The sequence below is a fragment of the Arthrobacter sp. alpha11c genome (assembly GCF_054149985.1).
Genome location: NZ_CP196747.1, coordinates 4,142,805 through 4,163,031, shown reverse-complemented (window position 1 = coordinate 4,163,031; position 20,227 = coordinate 4,142,805). Strand labels below are relative to the sequence as shown.

Here is a 20,227-nt window from a genome sequence, read left to right as displayed (position 1 = left end):
GCCCGTGCTCTATCGTGACAGGGTGAGCACTGATCAATCCGCACCAAGCAGGCCTCCTGTCATGGAGGACGTCGCCCGCGTTGCCGGCGTTTCCCACCAAACTGTGTCCCGTGTTCTGAATAACCACCCCAACGTGAGCCCTAAGACCCGCGAGCGCGTCGAGCAGGCCATCACTGAACTTGGGTACCGCCGCAACACTGCTGCACGCAGCCTGGTAACCCGACGCTCTCAAACAATCGGCGTCCTGGGCAGCGAGTTGGCGCAGTACGGCCCGTCCCACACCCTCCTCGGAGTGCAGCAGGCGGCCAGGGAAGCGGGCTACTTTGTCAGTGTCGCCGGCCTGCGGGAAGTCACGCCGGAGACCATCAAGGACGCCATGGCGCACTTCATGGACCAGGGCGTGGACGGCATAGTGGTGACAGTGCCGCACCCGGGGACCTTTGAGGTCCTGAAGGACATCACCGCTCAAGTACCGCTGGTGGCAGTGGGCTCTGTCGGCGACGAGCACCTCAGCGGCGCCACCGTGGACCAGCGCGGAGGAGCCCGGCTTGCTGTCCAGCACCTCCTTGAGCTGGGTCACAAGCACATCGGGCATCTTTCCGGGCCCGCCGATTGGATTGACGCCGTTGCCCGCACCGAGGGTTGGCGGGACGCCCTGCGTGAGGCCGGCTTGGAACCAGCGGCCCTGATCGAAGGCGACTGGAGTGCTGAGTGCGGCTACCGCGAGGGCCTGAAAATTGCCGCGGAGCGTTCAATGACAGCCTTGTTCGTTGCCAACGACCAGATGGCTCTTGGGGTGCTCCGGGCCTTTCATGAAGCGGGCGTGCAGGTCCCTGCCGACATCAGTGTTGTGGGCTTCGACGACCAACCCGAAGCCGCTTACTTCATCCCGCCGCTGACCACCGTGGCCCAGGACTTTGAGGAGCTTGGCCAGCGCTGCATTGGCTTGCTGCTTGACCGTTTGGAGACGGGCACTACGGGTACGCCAGTGACCGTGAAGCCCCGGCTCGTTGTCCGAGCCACGACGGCGCCCCTCTCAAGCTAACCCAAGCAGGTGGCAGCAGAGCGCGTTCTGGACGTTCAAAACGCGCTGATCTGCGACCTGGTTGGGTCGGAGTGTCTGAAACAGCCCCACATGACGCCCATCCTCTTGACATCAAAGTTGTGAGCGCTAACAATTGCATCAGACCTACTTCATTTCTTCCACCCCGACCCCCGGCAATGAGGCCTTGGCCAGCCGGATGGAGACCCCATGAATACCACTGAAAATCTCCCGCTCGACGAGCAGTTTGTCATCGGCGTGGACTACGGCACTTTGTCTGGTCGCGCCGTCGTCGTGCGCGTCTCGGACGGTGCCGAAATCGGCAGCGGCGTGTTCGAATATCCGCACGCCGTGGTGTCCGACCGCCTGCCCACAACCGGCCAGCGGCTGCCCGCCGACTGGGCGCTCCAAGTGCCCAACGACTACCGAGACGTCCTGCGCAACGCGGTACCGGCCGCCGTCGCCGACGCCGGAATCAACCCGGAACATGTGGTGGGCATCGCCACTGACTTCACCGCTTGCACCATGGTCCCGACGACGGCGGACGGCACTCCGCTGAACGAACTGGAACGCTTCGCGGACCGTCCTCACGCTTACGTCAAGCTGTGGCGTCACCACGCCGCGCAGCCGCAGGCCGACCGCATCAACAAGCTCGCCGAAGAACGCGGGGAGGCATGGCTTCCCCGGTATGGCGGCCTGATCTCTTCAGAGTGGGAGTTCGCCAAGGGCTTGCAGCTGCTCGAGGAAGATCCCGACGTTTACAGCGCCATGGATCATTGGGTTGAGGCAGCCGACTGGATCGTCTGGCAGCTGTGCGGCAGCTACGTTCGAAATGCCTGCACCGCTGGCTACAAGGGCATCTACCAGGACGGCAAGTACCCGTCGGAGGATTTCCTCGCCGCCCTGAACCCCGACTTCAAGGGCTTCGTATCTGAAAAACTGGAGCACACCATCGGCCGCTTGGGCGACGCCGCCGGCTACCTCACGGAAGAAGCTGCCACCTGGACCGGCTTGCCTGCGGGAATTGCAGTAGCCGTGGGCAATGTGGACGCCCACGTCAGTGCCCCTGCAGCCAACGCTGTTGAGCCGGGGCAACTCGTGGCCATCATGGGCACGTCCACCTGCCACGTCATGAACGGTGACGTCCTGCGTGAAGTCCCGGGCATGTGCGGCGTCGTGGATGGCGGCATCGTGGACGGATTGTGGGGCTATGAAGCCGGACAATCCGGAGTTGGCGATATCTTCGGCTGGTTCACCAAGAACGGCGTTCCCCCTCACTACCACCAAGCAGCAGCCGCCAAGGGCCTGGGCATCCACGAATACCTCACCGAACTCGCAGAGAAGCAGGCAATCGGCGAGCACGGCCTCATTGCCCTGGATTGGCACTCAGGCAACCGCTCAGTGCTGGTGGACCACGAACTCTCCGGCGTCATAGTGGGCCAAACCCTGGCCACAAAGCCAGAAGACACCTACCGCGCGCTGCTGGAGGCCACGGCCTTCGGCACCCGGACCATCGTGGATGCATTCCGTGATTCCGGAGTACCGGTCAAGGAGTTCATCGTGGCTGGCGGGCTCCTGAAGAACAAGTTCCTGATGCAGGTCTACGCGGACATCACTGGCCTCCAGCTGTCCACCATCGGCTCGGAGCAGGGACCTGCCCTCGGCTCGGCAATCCACGCCGCTGTTGCCGCCGGCAAGTACAAGGACATCCGCGAAGCGGCGGCATCCATGGCAGCTGCCCCGGGTGCCGTCTACACGCCGATCCCTGAAAACGTCAGGGCCTACGAGGCACTTTTCCAGGAATACCGCTCCCTGCACGACTACTTCGGCCGCGGGACCAACAGCGTCATGCACCGCCTGAAGGCAATTCAGCGCGCTGCCCACACCGCCATCACAGAAGGGGTCAACGCATGAGCACGCTCTTGGAAACCATCGCGAAAGTCCGGCGCGAAGTCTGCGAACTGCACGCCGAGCTGACCCGCTACAAGCTGGTCGTCTGGACTGCGGGCAACGTCTCCGGCCGGATCCCTGGCTACGACCTCATGGTCATCAAGCCCTCCGGTGTCTCCTATGATGAGCTGACGCCCGAGCAAATGGTGGTCACGGACCTCTACGGAACTCCCGTCAGGGGCATCAACATCGGAAGCGGCGGAACCGTTGACTGGGGCAACCCGGACCTCTCGCCGTCCTCTGACACCGCCGCTCATGCCTACGTCTACCGGCACATGCCCGAGGTTGGCGGTGTGGTGCATACCCACTCCACATACGCCACGGCCTGGGCAGCCCGCGGCGAGGAGATCCCCTGCGTGCTGACGATGATGGGCGACGAATTCGGCGGCCCGATCCCGGTAGGCCCGTTCGCACTGATCGGAGACGATTCGATCGGACAGGGAATCGTGGAGACCCTCAAGAACTCCCACTCCCCCGCCGTGCTCATGCAGAACCACGGACCTTTCACCATCGGCAAGGACGCAAGGTCCGCGGTCAAGGCAGCCGTGATGTGCGAGGAAGTGGCAAAGACGGTGCACGTCTCCCGGCAACTCGGCGAGCCCCTCCCCATTGACCAGGCCAAGATCGACTCGCTCTACAACCGCTACCAAAACGTCTACGGCCGCTAAAGCGGACGTCTCAACACCTTCAGGAGCCATGAAAATGCCCAGCGCCAACACCACGTCCCTTGATCAGTATGAGGTCTGGTTCCTCACCGGAAGCCAGCACTTGTACGGCGAAGATGTCCTCAAGCAGGTCGCCTCGCAATCGCAGGAGATTGCCAACGCCCTCAACGATTCTTCGGACGTGCCGGTCAAACTCGTGTGGAAGCCGGTCCTCACGGATTCCGACGCCATCCGCCGCACCGCGCTGGAAGCAAACTCAAACGACTCCGTGATCGGCGTGACCGCCTGGATGCACACGTTCAGCCCCGCCAAGATGTGGATCCAGGGCCTGGACGCCTTGCGCAAGCCGCTCCTGCACTTGCACACTCAGGCCAACCGTGACCTGCCGTGGGCCGATATCGACTTCGACTTCATGAACCTGAACCAGGCAGCCCACGGGGACCGCGAATTCGGGTATATCCAGTCGCGCCTCGGCGTGCCGCGGAAGACCGTCGTCGGGCATGTCAGCAACCCTGAGATTGCCCGCCAGGTGGGCGCTTGGCAGCGCGCCTCGGCCGGTTGGGCCGCCGTGCGGACGCTGAAGCTGACCCGTTTCGGTGACAATATGCGCAACGTCGCCGTCACCGAAGGCGATAAGACCGAAGCCGAGCTGCGCTTTGGCGTCTCGGTCAACACTTGGTCTGTGAACGAGCTTGCCGACGCCGTACACGGCGCCGCGGAGTCCGACGTCGACGCCCTGGTTGCCGAGTATGAGCGCCTCTATGAGGTGGTTCCGGAACTGCAAAAAGACGGCGCGCGCCACGAGTCGCTGCGCTACAGCGCGAGGATCGAACTCGGTCTTCGCAGCTTCCTGGAAGCGAACGGCTCAGCCGCGTTTACGACGTCGTTCGAGGACCTGGGCGAACTCCGCCAGCTCCCCGGTATGGCAGTCCAGCGCCTTATGGCTGACGGCTACGGCTTTGGCGCCGAGGGCGACTGGAAGACCGCCATCCTTGTTCGCGCCGCCAAAGTGATGGGGGCCGGGCTGCCCGGTGGCGCCTCGCTCATGGAGGACTACACGTACCACCTTGAGCCCGGCTCGGAGAAGATCCTGGGCGCCCACATGCTGGAGGTTTGCCCGTCCCTGACCGCAAAGAAGCCGCGTGTGGAGATCCACCCGCTCGGTATTGGCGGCAAGGAAGACCCCGTACGCATGGTGTTCGATACGGACGCCGGCCCCGGCATTGTGGTCGCATTGTCCGATATGCGGGATCGATTCCGCTTGGTAGCGAACGTTGTGGACGTCGTCGATCTCGACCAGCCTCTGCCCAACCTCCCCGTGGCCCGCGCACTCTGGGAGCCCAAGCCCAACTTCGCTACGTCAGCCGCAGCCTGGCTCACTGCCGGCGCTGCCCACCACACGGTACTGTCCACGCAGGTGGGCCTGGAGGTGTTCGAGGACTTCGCAGAAATCGCCAAGACGGAACTCCTGACCATCGACGAGGACACCACCATCAAACAGTTCAAGAAGGAACTGAACTGGAATGCCGCCTACTACAAGCTGGCCGGCGGCCTGTGAGCACCGAATTCACGCTGCAGTCCGGCGGCTACCGGGCTGTTATCACAGCCCGGGCCGCGGCGCTGCGTGTCTTGCAGTTCCAGGACCGCGACCTCGTGGTTCCTTTTGCGGCCGGCGAACCAATCCCGGATTACCGCGGAATCATCGCGGCGCCGTGGCCCAACCGGATTGCCGACGGCGCCTACCGCTTCGATGGCAAGGTGCATCACCTGCCCGTCAACGAACCGGACCGGGGCACATCCTTGCACGGCCTCGCCTTCCCGCTGGATTGGGTCCTGAAAGAGTCCGACGCCGGTTCACTCACGTTGACCTGCACGGTTGGGCCCACGCCGGGATATCCGTTCGTGCTGGAGCTCTCGGCTCGGTACGTGTTGGATGACGCCGGGCTGCACACGCGGGTAACTGCCCGTAACGCTGGTGACTCTCCCGCACCGTACGGCGTGTGCCCGCACCCTTACCTTGTGGCCGGTTCTTCGCCGCTGGATCAGTGGGTCCTGGATTTTGCTGCGGATAGCTTCCTTGAGGTCACCCCTGACAGGCTGCTGCCCGTTGGTGTTGTGGGAGTTGAGGGTCACGCATTCGACTTCCGGACGCGCCGCGCCATCGGCACCACTGAGATCGACCATGCGTTCACAGGAATAGCGTTCGACGGCGGCTTGGCGCGGCTTTCGCTGCGCGACCCGGCGGGCACCGGCGTCGGGATGTCCTGGGACGAAAGCTGCCCGTGGCTGCAAATCCATACGGCAGACAAGCCGGCACCGCTTCCGAACCGGTTGGGCTTGGCCGTAGAGCCGATGACCTGCCCGCCCGACTCGTTCAACAGCGGTACGGACCTGATCCGGTTGGAACCGGGCGCCGGGCACACTGCAGCGTGGAGCATCTACGCCCTCTAGTTACCCAACTGGGTCGCAGTAGTGCGCGTTTTGAGCGTTCAAAACGCGCACTACTGCGACCTACTTGGGTGCGCCGGACGTGCTTTGACGCACCACGAGTTCCGGCGTGAACACCACGGCCCGGTGTTTGGTTCCGCCGCTTTCCTGCTCCTCCGCCAGCAACTCGATCGCCGTGCGGCCCAAGGCCTCCGTGGGCTGGCGGATGGAGGACAAGGGCACCACAGCGGAGACGGCGAAGTCGATGTCGTCGTAACCAATCAGGGCAATGTCCTCGGGGATTTTCACGGTCCGGAGCATGGTCAGCGACTGCATGACGCCGAGCGCCAGGAGGTCGTTGGAACAGAACACGGCTTCCGGCCTTTCGGCTGGCTCCCGCTCCACCAGAGCGTTGCCCACTTGGCGTCCCGCAAGGACGGTTTGCCCTGCGGAATCCAGGACCTCGATGGTTGCCCCTGCTACTTCCGAGACGGCCCGCTGTGCGCCGTTGAGTCGGTTGGCTACCTGGCGAATTGATGGGGTACCAACAAAAGCCAGACGACGGCGGCCCGTGTCCAGCAGGTGCCGGGCGGCAAGATATCCGCCTTCTTCGTCATCCACAGAGACTGAGCTGCACCGGTCGGTGTCGGCGAGTTGGTCCACCAGGACAGTTGGCACGCCGCGTTCACGCAGCGTATCGATCCGATCCCCAACGTCCCCTACAGGCGAGATCAGCAGGCCCTGGACCCGCTGTTCCTGGAACAGGTCCATGTAATGCGCTTCCCGGGAAGCGTCCTGGCCGCTGTCCCCTACCAACACCACGCTACCCAGGGCTGTGGCAGCATCTTCTGCGGCACGGGCAACCGAGGAGAAGAACGGGTTGCCCACATCCAGCACAATCAGTCCGATGGTCCGGCTCTGCCCTGCCCTGAGTTGGCGGGCGGCATCGTTGCGGACGAAACCGAGTTCGGCGATGGATTTGAGGACGCGATCCTTGGTCCTTTGCGATACGCGGTCCGGATAATTCAGCACGTTGGAAACAGTTCCCACGGCTACTTGTGCGTGGGTGGCAACGTCTTTGATGCTCGCTGTCTGGGACATGCTTTCCAATCTCCGCTGGTTGTCATCGATTCACAGGAAACGCCTTGACACCCTCCTTCTCACGAGGGTAGTTTGAATCGTAACAAATGAAACGATTCAAAGACGAGTGACCTGGAGAACCGCACATGAGGGTCTGTTTCCGCTCTTCCATCCAGCCGGAGCTGATGGACGAATACAAGCGCCGGCATGCAGCCGTCTGGCCGGAAATGCTGCACGCCCTCAAGGACGCGGGATGGAACAACTACTCCCTATTCCTGGCTCCCGACGGCCAGTTGATCGGATACCTGGAATGCGATGACTACCGGGCCGTCCAGGCGCGGATGGCCATAACCGACGTCAACGCCCGCTGGCAGGCCGAGATGGCAACCCTGTTCTGGAACAGCGAGCTGCCTCCGGACCAGGGATTCGAAATCGTCGAAGAAGTTTTCAATCTTGAGGATCAACTGGCCAAGGCCAGCACCGCCGCAACCCAGCAGAAGGAACAAGCATGAACACCACAGAGTCGGCCGCCACAGAGTCGGCACTTGGCCGCTTGGGAGAACTGGCCATTGAAGTGCCATCCTGGGCCTACGGAAATTCGGGCACCCGCTTCAAGGTCTTTGGCACCCCGGGTACGCCGCGCACCGTCCAGGAAAAGATCGCCGACGCCGCCAAGGTCCACGAGCTGACCGGCCTGGCCCCCACCGTTGCCCTGCATATTCCGTGGGACAAGGTTGATGACTACTCTGCGCTGCGCGAATACGCTGCAGGCTTGGGCGTTGGACTGGGCACCATCAACTCCAACACGTTCCAGGACGACGAGTACAAATTCGGTTCCGTGACGTCCTCCAACGAGTCTGTGCGCCGCCGGGCGATCGAACACCACCTTGAGTGCATCCAGATCATGGATGCCACCGGATCAAAGGACCTGAAGATCTGGTTGGCCGATGGCACCAACTACCCCGGCCAGGACGATATGCGCGGCCGTCAGGATCGCCTCGCGGAATCCCTCCAGGAGATCTACGCAGCCCTCGGCGACGAGCACCGACTGGTCCTGGAATACAAGTTCTTCGAGCCGGCTTTCTACCACACCGACGTTCCGGACTGGGGTACGTCCTACGCCCAGACCCTTGCCCTCGGCGATAAGGCCTTCGTCTGCCTGGACACCGGCCACCACGCTCCAGGTACCAACATCGAGTTCATCGTCATGCAGCTACTTCGTCTAGGCAAGCTCGGCTCGTTCGACTTCAACTCCCGCTTCTACGCGGACGACGATCTGATTGTGGGCGCAGCCGATCCGTTCCAGCTGTTCCGCATCATGTACGAAGTGATCCGCGGCGGCGGCTTCGGCAAGGAGTCAGGCGTTGCCCTGATGCTGGACCAGTGCCACAACCTCGAAGAGAAGATCCCGGGCCAGATCCGCTCGGTCCTGAACGTCCAGGAAATGACGGCCCGCGCACTGCTCGTGGATACCGCAGCATTGTCCGAGGCCCAGCGTGCCGGGGATGTCCTGGCCGCCAACGGCATCTTCAACGATGCCTTCTACACAGACGTCCGCCCGGTCCTGGCCGAGTGGCGTGAATCCCGCGGCCTGCCCGCCGACCCGATCGCTGCCTACAAGGCCAGCGGCTACCAGAAGAAGATCAACGAGGACCGCGCAGGCGGCCAGCAAGCCGGATGGGGCGCATAAAGCATGAACGTGCAAGACACCAACAAGACTGTTGAAGACCTGATTTCCCGCTCCAACCGCCTCGGCGCCGACAAGCGGAACACCAACTTCGCCGGCGGCAACACTTCCGCCAAGGGGATCGAGAAGGACCCGGTTACCGGCCAGGACGTCGAGCTCCTCTGGGTCAAGGGCTCCGGCGGTGACCTCGGCACGCTGAAGGCGGAGAACCTCGCTGTACTTCGGCTGGACCGGCTGCAGGCACTGAAGTCCGTTTACCCCGGCGTCGAGCGTGAAGACGAAATGGTGGCCGCCTTCGATTACTGCCTCCACGGCAAGGGCGGCGCTGCGCCGTCGATCGATACTGCCATGCACGGTCTGGTGGACGCGGCGCATGTTGACCACCTGCACCCCGATTCGGGCATCGCCATCGCCACGGCGGTGGACGGCGAAGCGCTGACCTCAAAGGTCTTCGGCGAGAAGGTTGTGTGGGTTCCGTGGCGTCGCCCCGGTTTCCAGCTCGGCTTGGACATCGCCGCGATCAAGGAAGCCAACCCGCAGGCGATCGGCACCATCCTCGGCGGTCACGGCATCACCGCGTGGGGTGCCACGAGTGAGGAGGCTGAGGCCAACTCGCTCTGGATCATCGATCAGGCAGAGAAGTTCATTGCGGAAAACGGCAAGGCAGAGCCCTTCGGCGCCAAGCTCCCCGGCTACGGTGCCCTGCCCGAGGCTGAGCGTAAAGCCAAGGCAGCCGCCCTCGCCCCGGTGATCCGCGGCCTGGCCTCCACGGACAAACCGCAACTGGGGCACTTCAGTGATGACGCCGTCGTTCTTGAATTCCTTGCCTCGGAAGAGCACCCGCGGCTGGGCGCGCTGGGCACCTCCTGCCCGGACCACTTCCTGCGCACCAAGGTCAAGCCGCTGGTTCTGGACCTGCCCGCCGATGCTTCGATCGAGGATTCCGTCAACCGCTTGAAGGACCTGCACGCGGACTACCGCGAGGACTACCAGGCGTACTACGACCGTCATGCCGACGCCGATAGCCCGGCACTCCGCGGCGCGGACCCGGCCATCGTGCTGGTCCCCGGCGTCGGCATGTTCTCCTTCGGCAAGGACAAGCAAACCGCCCGCGTGGCTGGCGAGTTCTACATCAACGCCATCAATGTGATGCGCGGTGCCGAGGCAATCTCCACCTACGCCCCGATCGAGGAATCCGAGAAATTCCGCATCGAGTACTGGTCCTTGGAAGAAGCCAAGCTCGCCCGCATGCCCAAGCCCAAGTCCCACGCCACCCGCATCGCGCTGGTGACCGGTGCGGCGTCGGGCATCGGCAAGGCGATCGCCACCCGGTTGGCGTCCGACGGCGCGTGCGTGGTCATTGCCGACCTGAACCTTGAGAACGTACAGGCCGTCGCCGCGGAACTGGGCGGACCCGACGTCGCGATCGGCGTCCAGGCTGACGTGACCGACGAAGCCCAGATCGCGGCAGCGATCCAGGAAGCCGTCCTCGCGTTCGGCGGCCTGGACCTGGTGGTCAACAACGCCGGCCTGTCCATCTCCAAGCCGCTGCTGGAAACCACCGAGAAGGACTGGGACCTCCAGCACAACGTCATGGCCAAAGGCTCGTTCCTGGTGTCCAAGGCAGCGGCCAAGGTCATGATCGAGCAGGGCATGGGCGGCGACATCATCTACATCTCCTCCAAGAACTCCGTGTTCGCTGGCCCGAACAACATCGCCTACTCCGCCACCAAGGCCGACCAAGCCCATCAGGTCCGCCTGCTCGCTGCTGAACTTGGCGAGTACGGCGTGCGGGTCAACGGCATCAACCCCGACGGTGTGGTCCGCGGCTCCGGCATCTTCGCCGGCGGCTGGGGCGCCAAGCGCGCTGCCGTTTATGGCGTGGACGAGCAGGAACTGGGCAAGTACTACGCCCAGCGCACGCTGCTGAAGCGGGAGGTGCTGCCGGAACACGTTGCCAACGCAGTCTCCGTGCTCACCAGCAATGAGCTTTCCCACACCACTGGCCTGCACATCCCCGTGGATGCGGGCGTTGCTGCTGCCTTCCTGCGCTAAAGGCCGTCATGAGCAAGGGTTCAACCGCGAAGCCAGTCTTCGCCGCCATCGACATTGGCGCCTCTTCCGGTCGCGTCATGCTGGGCCGGGTCTCTCCCTCGGCAGGGGTCTCGCTTGAGACGATCCACCGCTTCCCCAACGGGGTTGTGGAGCTCGACGGCGGCCTCCGCTGGGACTTCGACGCCCTGTTCGCTGAGGTGCTCAAGGGCCTGTCCGCAGCCGCTGCCGTTGCGCGGGGGAATGGCGAGCGCATCCTCAGCATCGGCATCGACACCTGGGCTGTGGACTATGGCCTGGTGAACGACGCCGGGAAACTCACCGCGCAGCCGTACAGCTACCGGGACGAGCGCAGCCGTGCGACGGTGGGACGCGTGCACTCCGCGATCTCCCCGGAGAAGCTGTACGCCACAACGGGCTTGCAATACCTGCAGTTCAACACGCTGTACCAGTTGGCGGCCGAGCCCACACTGGAGGGGCGCCAGGCCCTCCTCATCCCGGACCTGATCGCCTTCCTCCTCACGGGAGAGCGACGAACCGAGGCGACAAACGCCTCCACCACAGGGCTCTTTGATGCTGTTGCGGGAGAGCGGGCCACACAGTTCCTGGACGCACTGGGCCTGCCCGGAGACATCTTTCCTCCCCTCATTCAGCCGGGCGAAACCGTGGGCACCCTCCTGCCGGGCATCCTCGAACAAACGGGATTGCCGGCGGACACCAGGGTGCTTGCGGTTGGATCCCACGACACCGCTTCGGCTGTGGCGGCTGTCCCCGCTGAAGAGAAGGACTTCGCCTACATTTCCTCGGGAACGTGGTCCTTGGTGGGCATTGAGTTGGACAGCCCCGTGTTGAGCGAGGCAAGCCGCAAGGCCAACTTCACCAACGAACGCGGTGTGGACGGAACCATCCGGTACCTGCGGAATGTCGGGCGGGCTCTGGCTTCTCAGCGAGTGCCAGCGTGCTTGGGCGGCACAAGGTTTCAGCCAATCGTTGACCTCGCTGCTGCACGCGGCCGCTGCTCTCCCCGCCGGCGGTCCACGAATCAACGCCGATGACCCCGCCTTCACAGCCCCGGACAACATGCCGGATCGCATCCGCGCAGCCGTGCGGAACACAGGTGCCGTGCTCGCGGACCGGCCTGCCGCCGTCGTGCGTTGCATCATGGACAGCCTCGCTGCCGGTTACGCCCGCACGCTGGCGGACGCTGAATGGCTCGCGGGCCGGAGCGTGGACGTGGTTCACATTGTGGGCGGTGGTTCGCAGAACCGGCTCCTGTGCCAACTGACGGCGGACGCCACGGGCAAACCGGTTATCGCAGGACCCGTTGAGGCGACTGCACTGGGCAACGTCCTGGTTCAGGCGCGCGCTGCGGGTGTGGTGGAAGGCGGGCTTCCTGAGCTGCGGGCATTGGTGGCTGCCGGGACGAACCTCCAACGCTACGAGCCGGCCCAGACGGTCAGTGCCGTACCTTCCTGACCCGTTGTGAACTGATGGCAGCCCCGAAACAACCGAAATAGGGTGTTTTGGGGCCGCTTCCTTGTCCAGCTCCTGTGAATGTCTATGAATGTTGTGAATCTTGTGAATCTCTACCTGTCTACAAGCAACGCCGCCGACGCCCGCCGAACGTCTGGTACGTCACAGCGCCGGATGAGGGTGCCGCGCTAAACTGATCGCATTATGATCCGCACAATGTTCAAGTCCAAGATCCACCGCGCAACGGTGACCCATGCCGATCTTCACTACGTCGGTTCGGTCACTGTCGACCTTGACCTGCTGGACGCGGCTGACATCCTTCCTGGCGAACTCGTCTCCATCGTTGACGTGACCAATGGCGCGCGGCTGGAGACCTACACCATCGCCGGCGAGCGCGGTTCCGGCGTCATCGGGATTAACGGCGCGGCTGCCCACCAGGTTCATGTAGGGGATGTCGTCATCCTCATCACCTATGCCGAGATGACCACCGAAGAGGCGCGCGCTTATGAGCCCAGGGTGGTCCATGTCAGCAAGGACAACAAGATCCTGCAGCTTGGAAACGACCCCGCGGAGGGCCACACCCCGGGACTGATGCGCCCGCCGCACGCGCTGAGCAACGCCGCGCACATGAGCTAACCCGGCCAAAAGCCAACCCTCGACGTCGGCACCCGCCTGAGTGCCGACGTCGCGCTTTGGGTGTCCGTATGACGGAACTCTCGTAAGAAAACGCTTACTCAGTACCTGAATGTGGCTAGGCTGTTGTTCGTGACCCAACACCTCCCTGCCAGTACGCCCTCATGATCGGCGTCCTGTCCGGGTTCTTCGTGGTATGGGCCATCATCCTCGTGGGCATGTTCGTTGGGCGTCGCGGGATCCTGGGGGAGAACGCCCGATCGGTCCTGAGTTCGTTGACGTTCTTCGTTGCAAGCCCGGCCCTGCTGTTCGAAACCCTGAGCAAGGCCAAGCTGCACGAAGTGTTTGCCGCCCCGCTGCTGGTCACCGCGGTGGGTGCCATCATCACGGGACTGCTGTTCTTCCTGATCGTGAAATTCTGGCTCAAGCGCACCATGCCCGAAGCCCTGATGTCATCGATGAGTGCATCACTGGCAAACTCCGCGAACCTGGGCATCCCGATTGCGGTGTTTGTCCTGGGCGACGCGAGCTATGTGGCGCCGCTGCTGATCTTCCAGCTCGCGTTCTTCACGCCCCTGTACCTGATGGCCCTCGATGCCAGCACGAGTACCCACCGCACCACTCCCCTGCGCTTCCTGCTCATGATCGTGAAAAACCCAATGATCGTGGGCTCGGGGCTTGGACTTCTGGTGGCAGGAACGGGTTTCCAGGTGCCCACGCTCATTCTGGAGCCGATCCACCTGATTGGCGGCGCCGCGATCCCGGCCATGCTGATGGCGTTCGGCATGAGCCTGAACGGATCGAGGCCTTTGCAGAAGGATGCTGGACGCCGCCTGGACACGCTGCTGGCCAGCGGGTTCAAGCTGTTCGTCCATCCTTCAATCGCTTATGTGTTTGCCCGCTTTGCCTTGGGGATGGACGGGCACGCCCTATTTGCCGTGGTGGTGACGGCGGCGCTCCCGACGGCCCAGAACGTGTTCGTGGCGGCCACCCGCTACCGCGCCGGCGTCACCGTTGCCAAGGACACCGTGCTCATCACGACGATCGTCGCAGTGCCCGCAATGATCGCCGTGGCCCTGCTCCTCACCTAGGCCTCCCCGCCCAAGTAGGGGACAGATAACGCTCCACTCGGGCCTGGGAGGAGCGTTATCTGTCCCCTAGTTGGGTTTACTCCACGTCGGCGCTGGCCAGGTAATGGTCCAGGAGCTGTGCACACCGGACGAAGCCCAGGTGCGAGTACGCCTGTGGGTGATTACCCAGGTGCGTTTCCGAGGCAGGATCGTATTCCTCCGGAAGCAGGCCGGTAGGACCGAACAAAGCAACTAGTTGGTTGAACAACTCCAGGGCATCATCCAAGCGCCCAACAGCAAGGTACGCCTCGATCAGCCAGGTGGTACAGATGTGGAAGCCGCCCTCCAAACCCGGCAGGCCGTCGTCGTACCTGTACCTGAAAACGGTGGGACCCACACGCAACTCGCGCTCAACAGCCGTTACTGTATCCAGGAACCGCTGGTCCTGGATATCCAGCAGGCCTGACAGTCCGATATGCAGGACGGCGGCGTCCAGGTCGGGGCTGTCGTAGGCCACGGTGTAGGAAGCCGCAGATGAATCCCAGCCCTCGCGGAGGACTTCCTCGCGGATCTTAGCGGCTATCGGCGACCAGTCCTCGTGTGCAACACGACCATGCAAGGCAGCGGTTCGCAAGGCCCGGTCCAGCGTCACCCAACACATGACCTTGGTGTACACGTGGTGGCGTGGCGGGCGGCGCGCTTCCCAGATTCCGTGGTCTGGCTCGTGCCAGCGGGCAATGACGGCGTGGGCCATCTGCTCCATCAGGAACCAGTGCTCATCCGGCAGGTACCCGCGCCGCTCGCCAAGATCGTGAATCAGCTCGGCAATCGGGCCAAAGACGTCCAACTGCACCTGGTGGTCGGCCGCGTTCCCGATCCTCACGGGACGCGAACCGGCATAACCTGGGAGGCTCTCGACGATCGCTTCCGTGGACAGTGGCGCACCGGTCACCGAGTACAACGGGTGGAGCCATTCCGGCCCGGGCGCAGTTTCAAGGATGCGGCCAAGCCAGCGAAGGAACCCGTCGGCCTCGTCCGTGGAGCCCAAGCTCACCAAGGAATTGACGGTCATGGACCCGTCGCGCAGCCAGCAATACCGGTAGTCCCAGTTGCGCGTCCCGCCAATTCCCTCCGGCAGGGAGGTAGTTGGAGCCGCAAGGACAGCACCTGTGGGCTCGTGCACCAGCGACCTCAGAACCAGCGCCGAGCGTCGCACCAGTGCGGTCTTGACGGTGGGCAGCTGCAGCGACTTGACCCACTCCCGGGCAGACTGCCCGACGGCGGCACGTCGGGTGGGCTCGCCAACCGGGTCCGCGGGTGGCGGCTCTGAGTCACCGCAGCGCAGGTTCAGCACAACGGGACCATACTGCAGCGGCACTTCTGCGGTGGCGGTGGCGTACCTGCCGTCACTGCTGATCTGGAAGGCAACCCCCGGCGCCGAGAGGATGATGGGATCCGAGGTGCCCATGATGTGGACTTCCTCGCCACGGATCTCCATGCTGAACGGCGCAGTGGCATAGTCCGGCCGGGGCGCGAACACTATCCGTGCCGTGCCGGTGCCGGACAGAACACGGATCAGGCTGGTGATGCCTTCAGGCGCGGGCTCAAGATAGTCCGTCACAGTGACGTCGGCCCAACGGGTCTCCACGATCATGGTGTTGTCCACATAGCGCTGGGCGAGTACTTGCGAACGCTTGACTGGCTCGATGCTGAAGTGGCCCGCCGGGTCACCGCCCAGGATATGGGCAAACAGGGACCCCGAATCCGGCAAGGGGTGGGTCATCCAGCAAACCTTGGCGTCAGGGGTGAGCAACGCCGTCGACGTACCGTTCCCGATCATCGAATGCCGCTCCAGCCCCACGGCGTCCTCGCCGAACAGCCACGCCCGCCGCAGTTCGAACAACAAAGCCAGTACGCGCGCAAAGGCTTCCGGATCCGGAATGGTGTGTGCCGCCGTCGTACTCCCGGGTCCGACGTGAAGGCCAAGGTCAGGACCGCGCAACGTGGCGAGCGCCTTTTCGTCGCTTAAAGCGTCGCCCGCGTAAAGGGCAGCGCTCACGCCCAGGCGCGAGCGAAGCTGTTCCAGGGCCTGGCCCTTGGCCGGTTCCTCAACGGTGAGGTCCAGCACGGAGCCGTCGATGATGAAGTAGAGCCCGTACTCAATGGCAATCTGCTGGGAACGGAAGATGACGCGTTCCACCACTTCCGGCGTTGCAGGCCGGGTGTGGACAGCAACGCCCACTGGCTTGCGGACGATACTAATGCCTTTCTCGAAGGCGACCGCTTCAGTCAATGCCGTGGCTACCTGCTGGAGCAGGGTTTCCGTGGCCAGGGACAAGGTGTACGCATAGCCCATGTCGAACTCAACGCCGTGCGAGCCCACCAAATGAACTTCTGCCGGCAATCTGGACACGGCAGCAAGGTCGCGTAAGGACCGGCCGGAAATGATCGCTGTATGCGTATTCGGAAGGGCTGCAAGCGCGCGGAGCGCAACGGCCGCGCTGTCCAACGGGAGAGTTTCGGTGGAGACGCCTTCAGCTGCACAGAGCGTGCCGCCATAGTTGCACGCCACCAGCAGACCCGGGACGCGGGCAATGGCCCTCAGCTCCGCCATCAACTGCGGTGTGATGCCCTGCTGCGCGTCCGTCCGGAGCAATGTCCGGAGCAGGCCAAGCGGCAGCGAGTTCATCAGCAGCGCAGAGTCTGCGGCTGATTGATTTAAGGGCGTGGGCATAGCGGATCCTTCCACTGCGGATAGCTATAGTCTCCGCCTGTGGAGTTTCGGCGTCATGCCTAAATCATTGCAAATGCGTAAAGCTTTCGAATTTATTTTCGATGCCTGCCCCTACGCCGTTACAAGCCCCGCAACCTCGGCAACCAACTCCACCGAGCGCAGGCGTTCCTGGGTGCCAATGCTCTGGTGGGCAACGATGAGTTCGTCCGCGTCTGCGTGCTTGGCGAACTCGTCAAGGTAGTCGCGCACAACGTCCGGCGTACCGACGGCGGAGTACTTCATCATTTGGGAAATGTGCTGGCCCTGCGGGGAATCCAGCACCATATCCGCTTCGTCGTCCGTGAACTGTCGGCCGCCGCCAAAGAACAGCGAGACACGGGCGCGCTTCACGGCAAGGTGGATCGCCTGGGCCTCAGCATTGCTGTCCGCTGCGGTGACGTTGACCCCTGCGATCACGTGCGGTTGGGACAGCTGTTCCGAGGGCTTGAAGTCCCGGCGGTAGATGGCCACGGCATCCTGCAAGGCGGTGGGCGCGAAGTGCGAAGCGAAGGCGTAGGGCAGCCCAAGCTGTGCAGCCAGCTGTGCTCCAAACAGCGAGGAACCCAGGATGTACAGCGGCACGTTGGTGCCCTTTCCCGGAGTCGCCTCGACGCCCTGGATGCGGGTAGGTCCGGTGAGGTAGCCCTGCAGTTCCAGGACATCCTGCGGGAAAGCATCCGAGGACGTATGGTCACGGCGAAGCGCACGCATGGTGTTCTGGTCACTGCCCGGCGCACGGCCAAGTCCCAGGTCAATGCGTCCCGGGTGCAGCGTCTCCAAGGTGCCGAACTGCTCGGCAATGGTCAGTGGCGAGTGGTTCGGAAGCATGACGCCACCTGCACCAAGCCGGATGGTGTTCGTGTGCGCGGCGACGTGCGCGATCAGCACACTCGTGGCCGAGGAAGCGATGGCTGACATGTTGTGGTGCTCGGCGTACCAGACCCTGCGATAGCCCAGCTCTTCGGCCTTCTGCGCCATGGCCACGCTGCCGGCGAGGCTTTCCGCCACGGTCTGGCCCTTTCCGATGGTTGCCAGGTCCAGGATGGAAAGAGGAACAGTCACGGGGAATGCCTTTCGGTACGTTTCGCGGCACCCGCACTGTTGGTTGGCGGGCACTCTAGCGACAACGACGGCGGCCCCCGGCTTATTTCTGTGAGTTGCGTCGCGCAGGGGCTTCTTCCGGTTTTCCTCCGGACATTTGTGACCTCGTTCGACTCCCGATTAACTGCAATTACCCCCTGTATCCCAGCGTTTCAGAGTGCTTTGACCGCGTTCCCGCCCTGCTGGATAGTTGCAGCCACAAGTACGCATCAGACACCCCCGGTAGGGGAAAAATAAGGGGAAACCATGGCACGTTTTGCAGCCAAGACCGGCCTGACCGCGGCGCTGGCCGCTACGGCTCTACTGGGGCTCGCGGCCTGCTCGGATCCGGGCGCAACGGCGGCGACAGCACCGTCGTCGGGCTCTTCAACGGCGTCCTCCAGCGGGGCCAAAGACTTCAACCTGTCGCCCGAACAGGACCGCATCAAGGTGACCGTCGACTCCGCGGCCGCGGCCCTGGTTCCCGAAGCCATCAAGGCCGATGGCAAACTGACGGTGGTCTCAACCGGCGGGACGCCGCCGCTGAGCCTGTTCGCCACGGACAACAAGACCCTGATCGGCAGCGAGGTTGACCTTGCGTACGCCATCGGCGAGAGCCTTGGCCTGCAGGTTGAGGTGCTGCCGGTGGCGTGGGCCGATTGGCCCCTCGGCATCGAATCCGGCAAGTATGAGGCCGTCCTCTCTAACGTCACAGTCACCGAAGCACGCAAGGAAAAGTTCGATTTCGCGACCTACCGCAATGACCTCCTGGGCTTCTATGCCAAGGCCGATTCGGATATTTCAGAGGTCAAAGAGGCCAAGGACGTCGCTGGCAAGCGCGTGATCGTCGGCTCCGGCACCAACCAGGAAGCCATCCTGGTGCGGTGGGACGAGGAGAACAAAAAGAACGGTCTGAAGCCGGTTGAGTTCCAGTATTACGACGACGACTCCGCCTCCCAGCTCGCCCTCCAGTCCGGACGCGCGGACCTGACGTTCGGGCCCAACGCCTCCGCTGCCTACAAGGCAGCGAAGGACGGTAAGACCAAAGAAGTGGGCACCCTCAACGGCGGCTGGCCGCTGAAGGCTGAGATCGCGTTCACCACCAAGAAGGACAACGGCCTGGCTGCGGCTGCGCAGGCGGCCATCAACCACCTCATCAAGGACGGCAGCTACGGCAAGATCCTGGACCGTTGGGGCCTCTCCTCCGAGGCCATCCCGACGTCCGAATTGAACCCGGCAGGCCTGCCCAAGAAGTAGGAACCGCTGTGGCAGGGCAGACCTGCCGACGTCGAATCCCCGCCGGACACCAACCGGCGGGGATTCTTGCGCTGGACTCTGCTAGAAGTGTGCTGGATCGGTGTTGGCCCCACAAAGAATGACCGCGACCGTCTCACCATCCTTGGGCACGTAGGCGCCGGAAAGCAGGGCGGCGTAGGCTGTCGCCGCACCGTGTTCCACCACCATTCGGTAGTCCTCCCACAGCTTGCGGCGGGCCTGGACGATGTCTTCGTCGCTGACCAGCACGCTCTGCACGCCCGTGCGACGGGCAACACCAAATCCAATCTCGCCAATTCGCCGTGCGCCCAGGGAATCCACAGCGATACCGGAGACGGCCACATCCACCGGCTCTCCCTTGGCCATGGCCGTGTGCAGCGTGGGAACCGTCTCGGGCTCGACGCCCACCACATGGGCCCGGCCTTCAACCGCCGCGGCAATGCCACCCATCAATCCGCCGCCGCCTACAGCAACGAGGATGGTATCGACGTCGGGCAGTTCGTCCAGCAGTTCCAGGCCAACGCCGCCTGCGCCAGCCACAATCTCGGGTTGGTCATAGGCGTGGCAATAGACCGCGCCGGATTCCTCGGCGAACTTCACGGCTGCAGCGTAGGCCTCGGCGTACTCAGAGCCTCCTTGGACCACGCGGGCCCCGCTGGCGTACAACTTGTGGACCTTGGTGGCGGGTGCAGCCTCGGGGACGAACACCGTAGCAGGGACTCCGAGCTTGGACGCTGCGTAGGCGTTGGCCAGGCCCGCATTGCCCCCGGACGCCACCACAATGCCAACCTCCGGGTCCAGTTCGCCATTCTCGCGCGCCGTCAGCAAGCGGTTGAAGGCTCCCCGGGCTTTGAACGTTCCCGTGTGCTGCATGTACTCGCACTTGAACCACAGATGATACGGCTCCTGGTTGCCGCTCTCAGCCACCGGTGTATGCCGTACCCAGCCTGCCGTCCGTGAGTACGCTGCTTCTACTTCTTCGCGTGTGACCATCGTGTGCTGCACCTTTCGTCCGTTTCA

The 20,227-nt window shown here is 63.5% G+C and carries 15 protein-coding genes and 1 pseudogene; 12 read left to right on the top strand and 4 right to left on the bottom strand.

The features are described 5' to 3' along the window. Positions 1-61: 61 nt before the first annotated feature. The 5 genes from ACTAQJ_RS19335 to ACTAQJ_RS19315 all read left to right on the top strand — a co-directional run bounded on the left by ACTAQJ_RS19335 (position 62) and on the right by ACTAQJ_RS19315 (position 6,108). Positions 62-1,045 carry a LacI family DNA-binding transcriptional regulator gene (locus ACTAQJ_RS19335; RefSeq protein WP_498702223.1) on the top strand — a complete coding sequence of 328 codons (984 nt, stop codon included), beginning with the start codon at positions 62-64 and terminating at the stop codon, positions 1,043-1,045. Positions 1,046-1,252: 207 nt separating this feature from the next. Beyond that, positions 1,253-2,956, top strand: coding sequence for a ribulokinase (gene araB, locus ACTAQJ_RS19330; RefSeq protein WP_498698573.1), 1,704 nt, complete (start codon positions 1,253-1,255; stop codon positions 2,954-2,956). After that, positions 2,953-3,660: an L-ribulose-5-phosphate 4-epimerase gene (locus tag ACTAQJ_RS19325; protein WP_216927092.1), complete on the top strand. Its 708-nt coding sequence runs from the start codon at positions 2,953-2,955 to the stop codon at positions 3,658-3,660. Before araB ends, ACTAQJ_RS19325 begins: the two co-directional genes overlap by 4 nt. Positions 3,661-3,694: 34 nt before the next feature. After that, on the top strand, positions 3,695-5,215 hold the full coding sequence (gene araA, locus ACTAQJ_RS19320) for an L-arabinose isomerase (protein WP_431120334.1): 1,521 nt from the start codon (positions 3,695-3,697) through the stop codon (positions 5,213-5,215). Continuing rightward, positions 5,212-6,108 (top strand): aldose 1-epimerase family protein, encoded by an 897-nt coding sequence (locus ACTAQJ_RS19315; protein ID WP_498698570.1) that lies wholly within the window; start codon positions 5,212-5,214, stop codon positions 6,106-6,108. The genes araA and ACTAQJ_RS19315 overlap by 4 nt, the downstream gene beginning before the upstream one ends. Before the next feature lie 60 nt (positions 6,109-6,168). On the opposite strand, the gene ACTAQJ_RS19310 is transcribed toward ACTAQJ_RS19315, so the two are convergent. Beyond that, positions 6,169-7,185, bottom strand: coding sequence for a LacI family DNA-binding transcriptional regulator (locus tag ACTAQJ_RS19310; protein ID WP_498698568.1), 1,017 nt, complete (start codon positions 7,183-7,185; stop codon positions 6,169-6,171). Positions 7,186-7,310: 125 nt separating this feature from the next. On the opposite strand from ACTAQJ_RS19310, the gene ACTAQJ_RS19305 reads away from it, so the two are divergent. From ACTAQJ_RS19305 to ACTAQJ_RS19280, 6 genes and pseudogenes are all read left to right on the top strand, one after another. Next, positions 7,311-7,676, top strand: a complete 366-nt coding sequence (locus ACTAQJ_RS19305; protein WP_498698566.1) for an L-rhamnose mutarotase — start codon at positions 7,311-7,313, stop codon at positions 7,674-7,676. Beyond that, a complete protein-coding gene (gene rhaI / locus ACTAQJ_RS19300) occupies positions 7,673-8,854 on the top strand; it encodes an L-rhamnose isomerase (protein ID WP_498698565.1) in 1,182 nt (393 codons plus the stop codon). The genes ACTAQJ_RS19305 and rhaI overlap by 4 nt, the downstream gene beginning before the upstream one ends. A gap of 3 nt (positions 8,855-8,857) precedes the next feature. Continuing rightward, entirely contained in the window at positions 8,858-10,906 is a 2,049-nt protein-coding gene (locus tag ACTAQJ_RS19295; RefSeq protein ID WP_498698564.1) for a bifunctional aldolase/short-chain dehydrogenase, read from the top strand. Between the two features lie 8 nt (positions 10,907-10,914). Then, positions 10,915-12,379, top strand: a pseudogene (locus ACTAQJ_RS19290) (rhamnulokinase). Between the two features lie 201 nt (positions 12,380-12,580). After that, positions 12,581-13,012, top strand: a complete 432-nt coding sequence (panD, locus tag ACTAQJ_RS19285; protein ID WP_431116915.1) for an aspartate 1-decarboxylase — start codon at positions 12,581-12,583, stop codon at positions 13,010-13,012. A 161-nt stretch (positions 13,013-13,173) separates the two neighbouring features. Then, entirely contained in the window at positions 13,174-14,100 is a 927-nt protein-coding gene (locus ACTAQJ_RS19280) for an AEC family transporter (protein WP_498698560.1), read from the top strand. A gap of 76 nt (positions 14,101-14,176) precedes the next feature. Here ACTAQJ_RS19280 and ACTAQJ_RS19275 read toward each other — a convergent pair whose 3' ends face one another. Together ACTAQJ_RS19275 and ACTAQJ_RS19270 are read right to left on the bottom strand one after the other, a co-directional pair. Continuing rightward, complete coding sequence (locus tag ACTAQJ_RS19275; RefSeq protein WP_498698557.1) at positions 14,177-16,813, bottom strand: trehalase-like domain-containing protein; 2,637 nt, start codon at positions 16,811-16,813, stop codon at positions 14,177-14,179. A gap of 111 nt (positions 16,814-16,924) precedes the next feature. After that, positions 16,925-17,914, bottom strand: coding sequence for an LLM class flavin-dependent oxidoreductase (locus ACTAQJ_RS19270; protein WP_498698556.1), 990 nt, complete (start codon positions 17,912-17,914; stop codon positions 16,925-16,927). Positions 17,915-18,199: 285 nt separating this feature from the next. Here ACTAQJ_RS19270 and ACTAQJ_RS19265 point away from each other — a divergent pair, with 285 nt between their 5' ends. Then, positions 18,200-19,189: an ABC transporter substrate-binding protein gene (locus ACTAQJ_RS19265; RefSeq protein ID WP_498698554.1), complete on the top strand. Its 990-nt coding sequence runs from the start codon at positions 18,200-18,202 to the stop codon at positions 19,187-19,189. A gap of 81 nt (positions 19,190-19,270) precedes the next feature. Here the strand turns inward: ACTAQJ_RS19265 and ACTAQJ_RS19260 are convergent, their stop codons facing one another. Continuing rightward, positions 19,271-20,200: a threonine/serine dehydratase gene (locus ACTAQJ_RS19260; RefSeq protein WP_431116920.1), complete on the bottom strand. Its 930-nt coding sequence runs from the start codon at positions 20,198-20,200 to the stop codon at positions 19,271-19,273. Positions 20,201-20,227 lie beyond the last annotated feature (27 nt).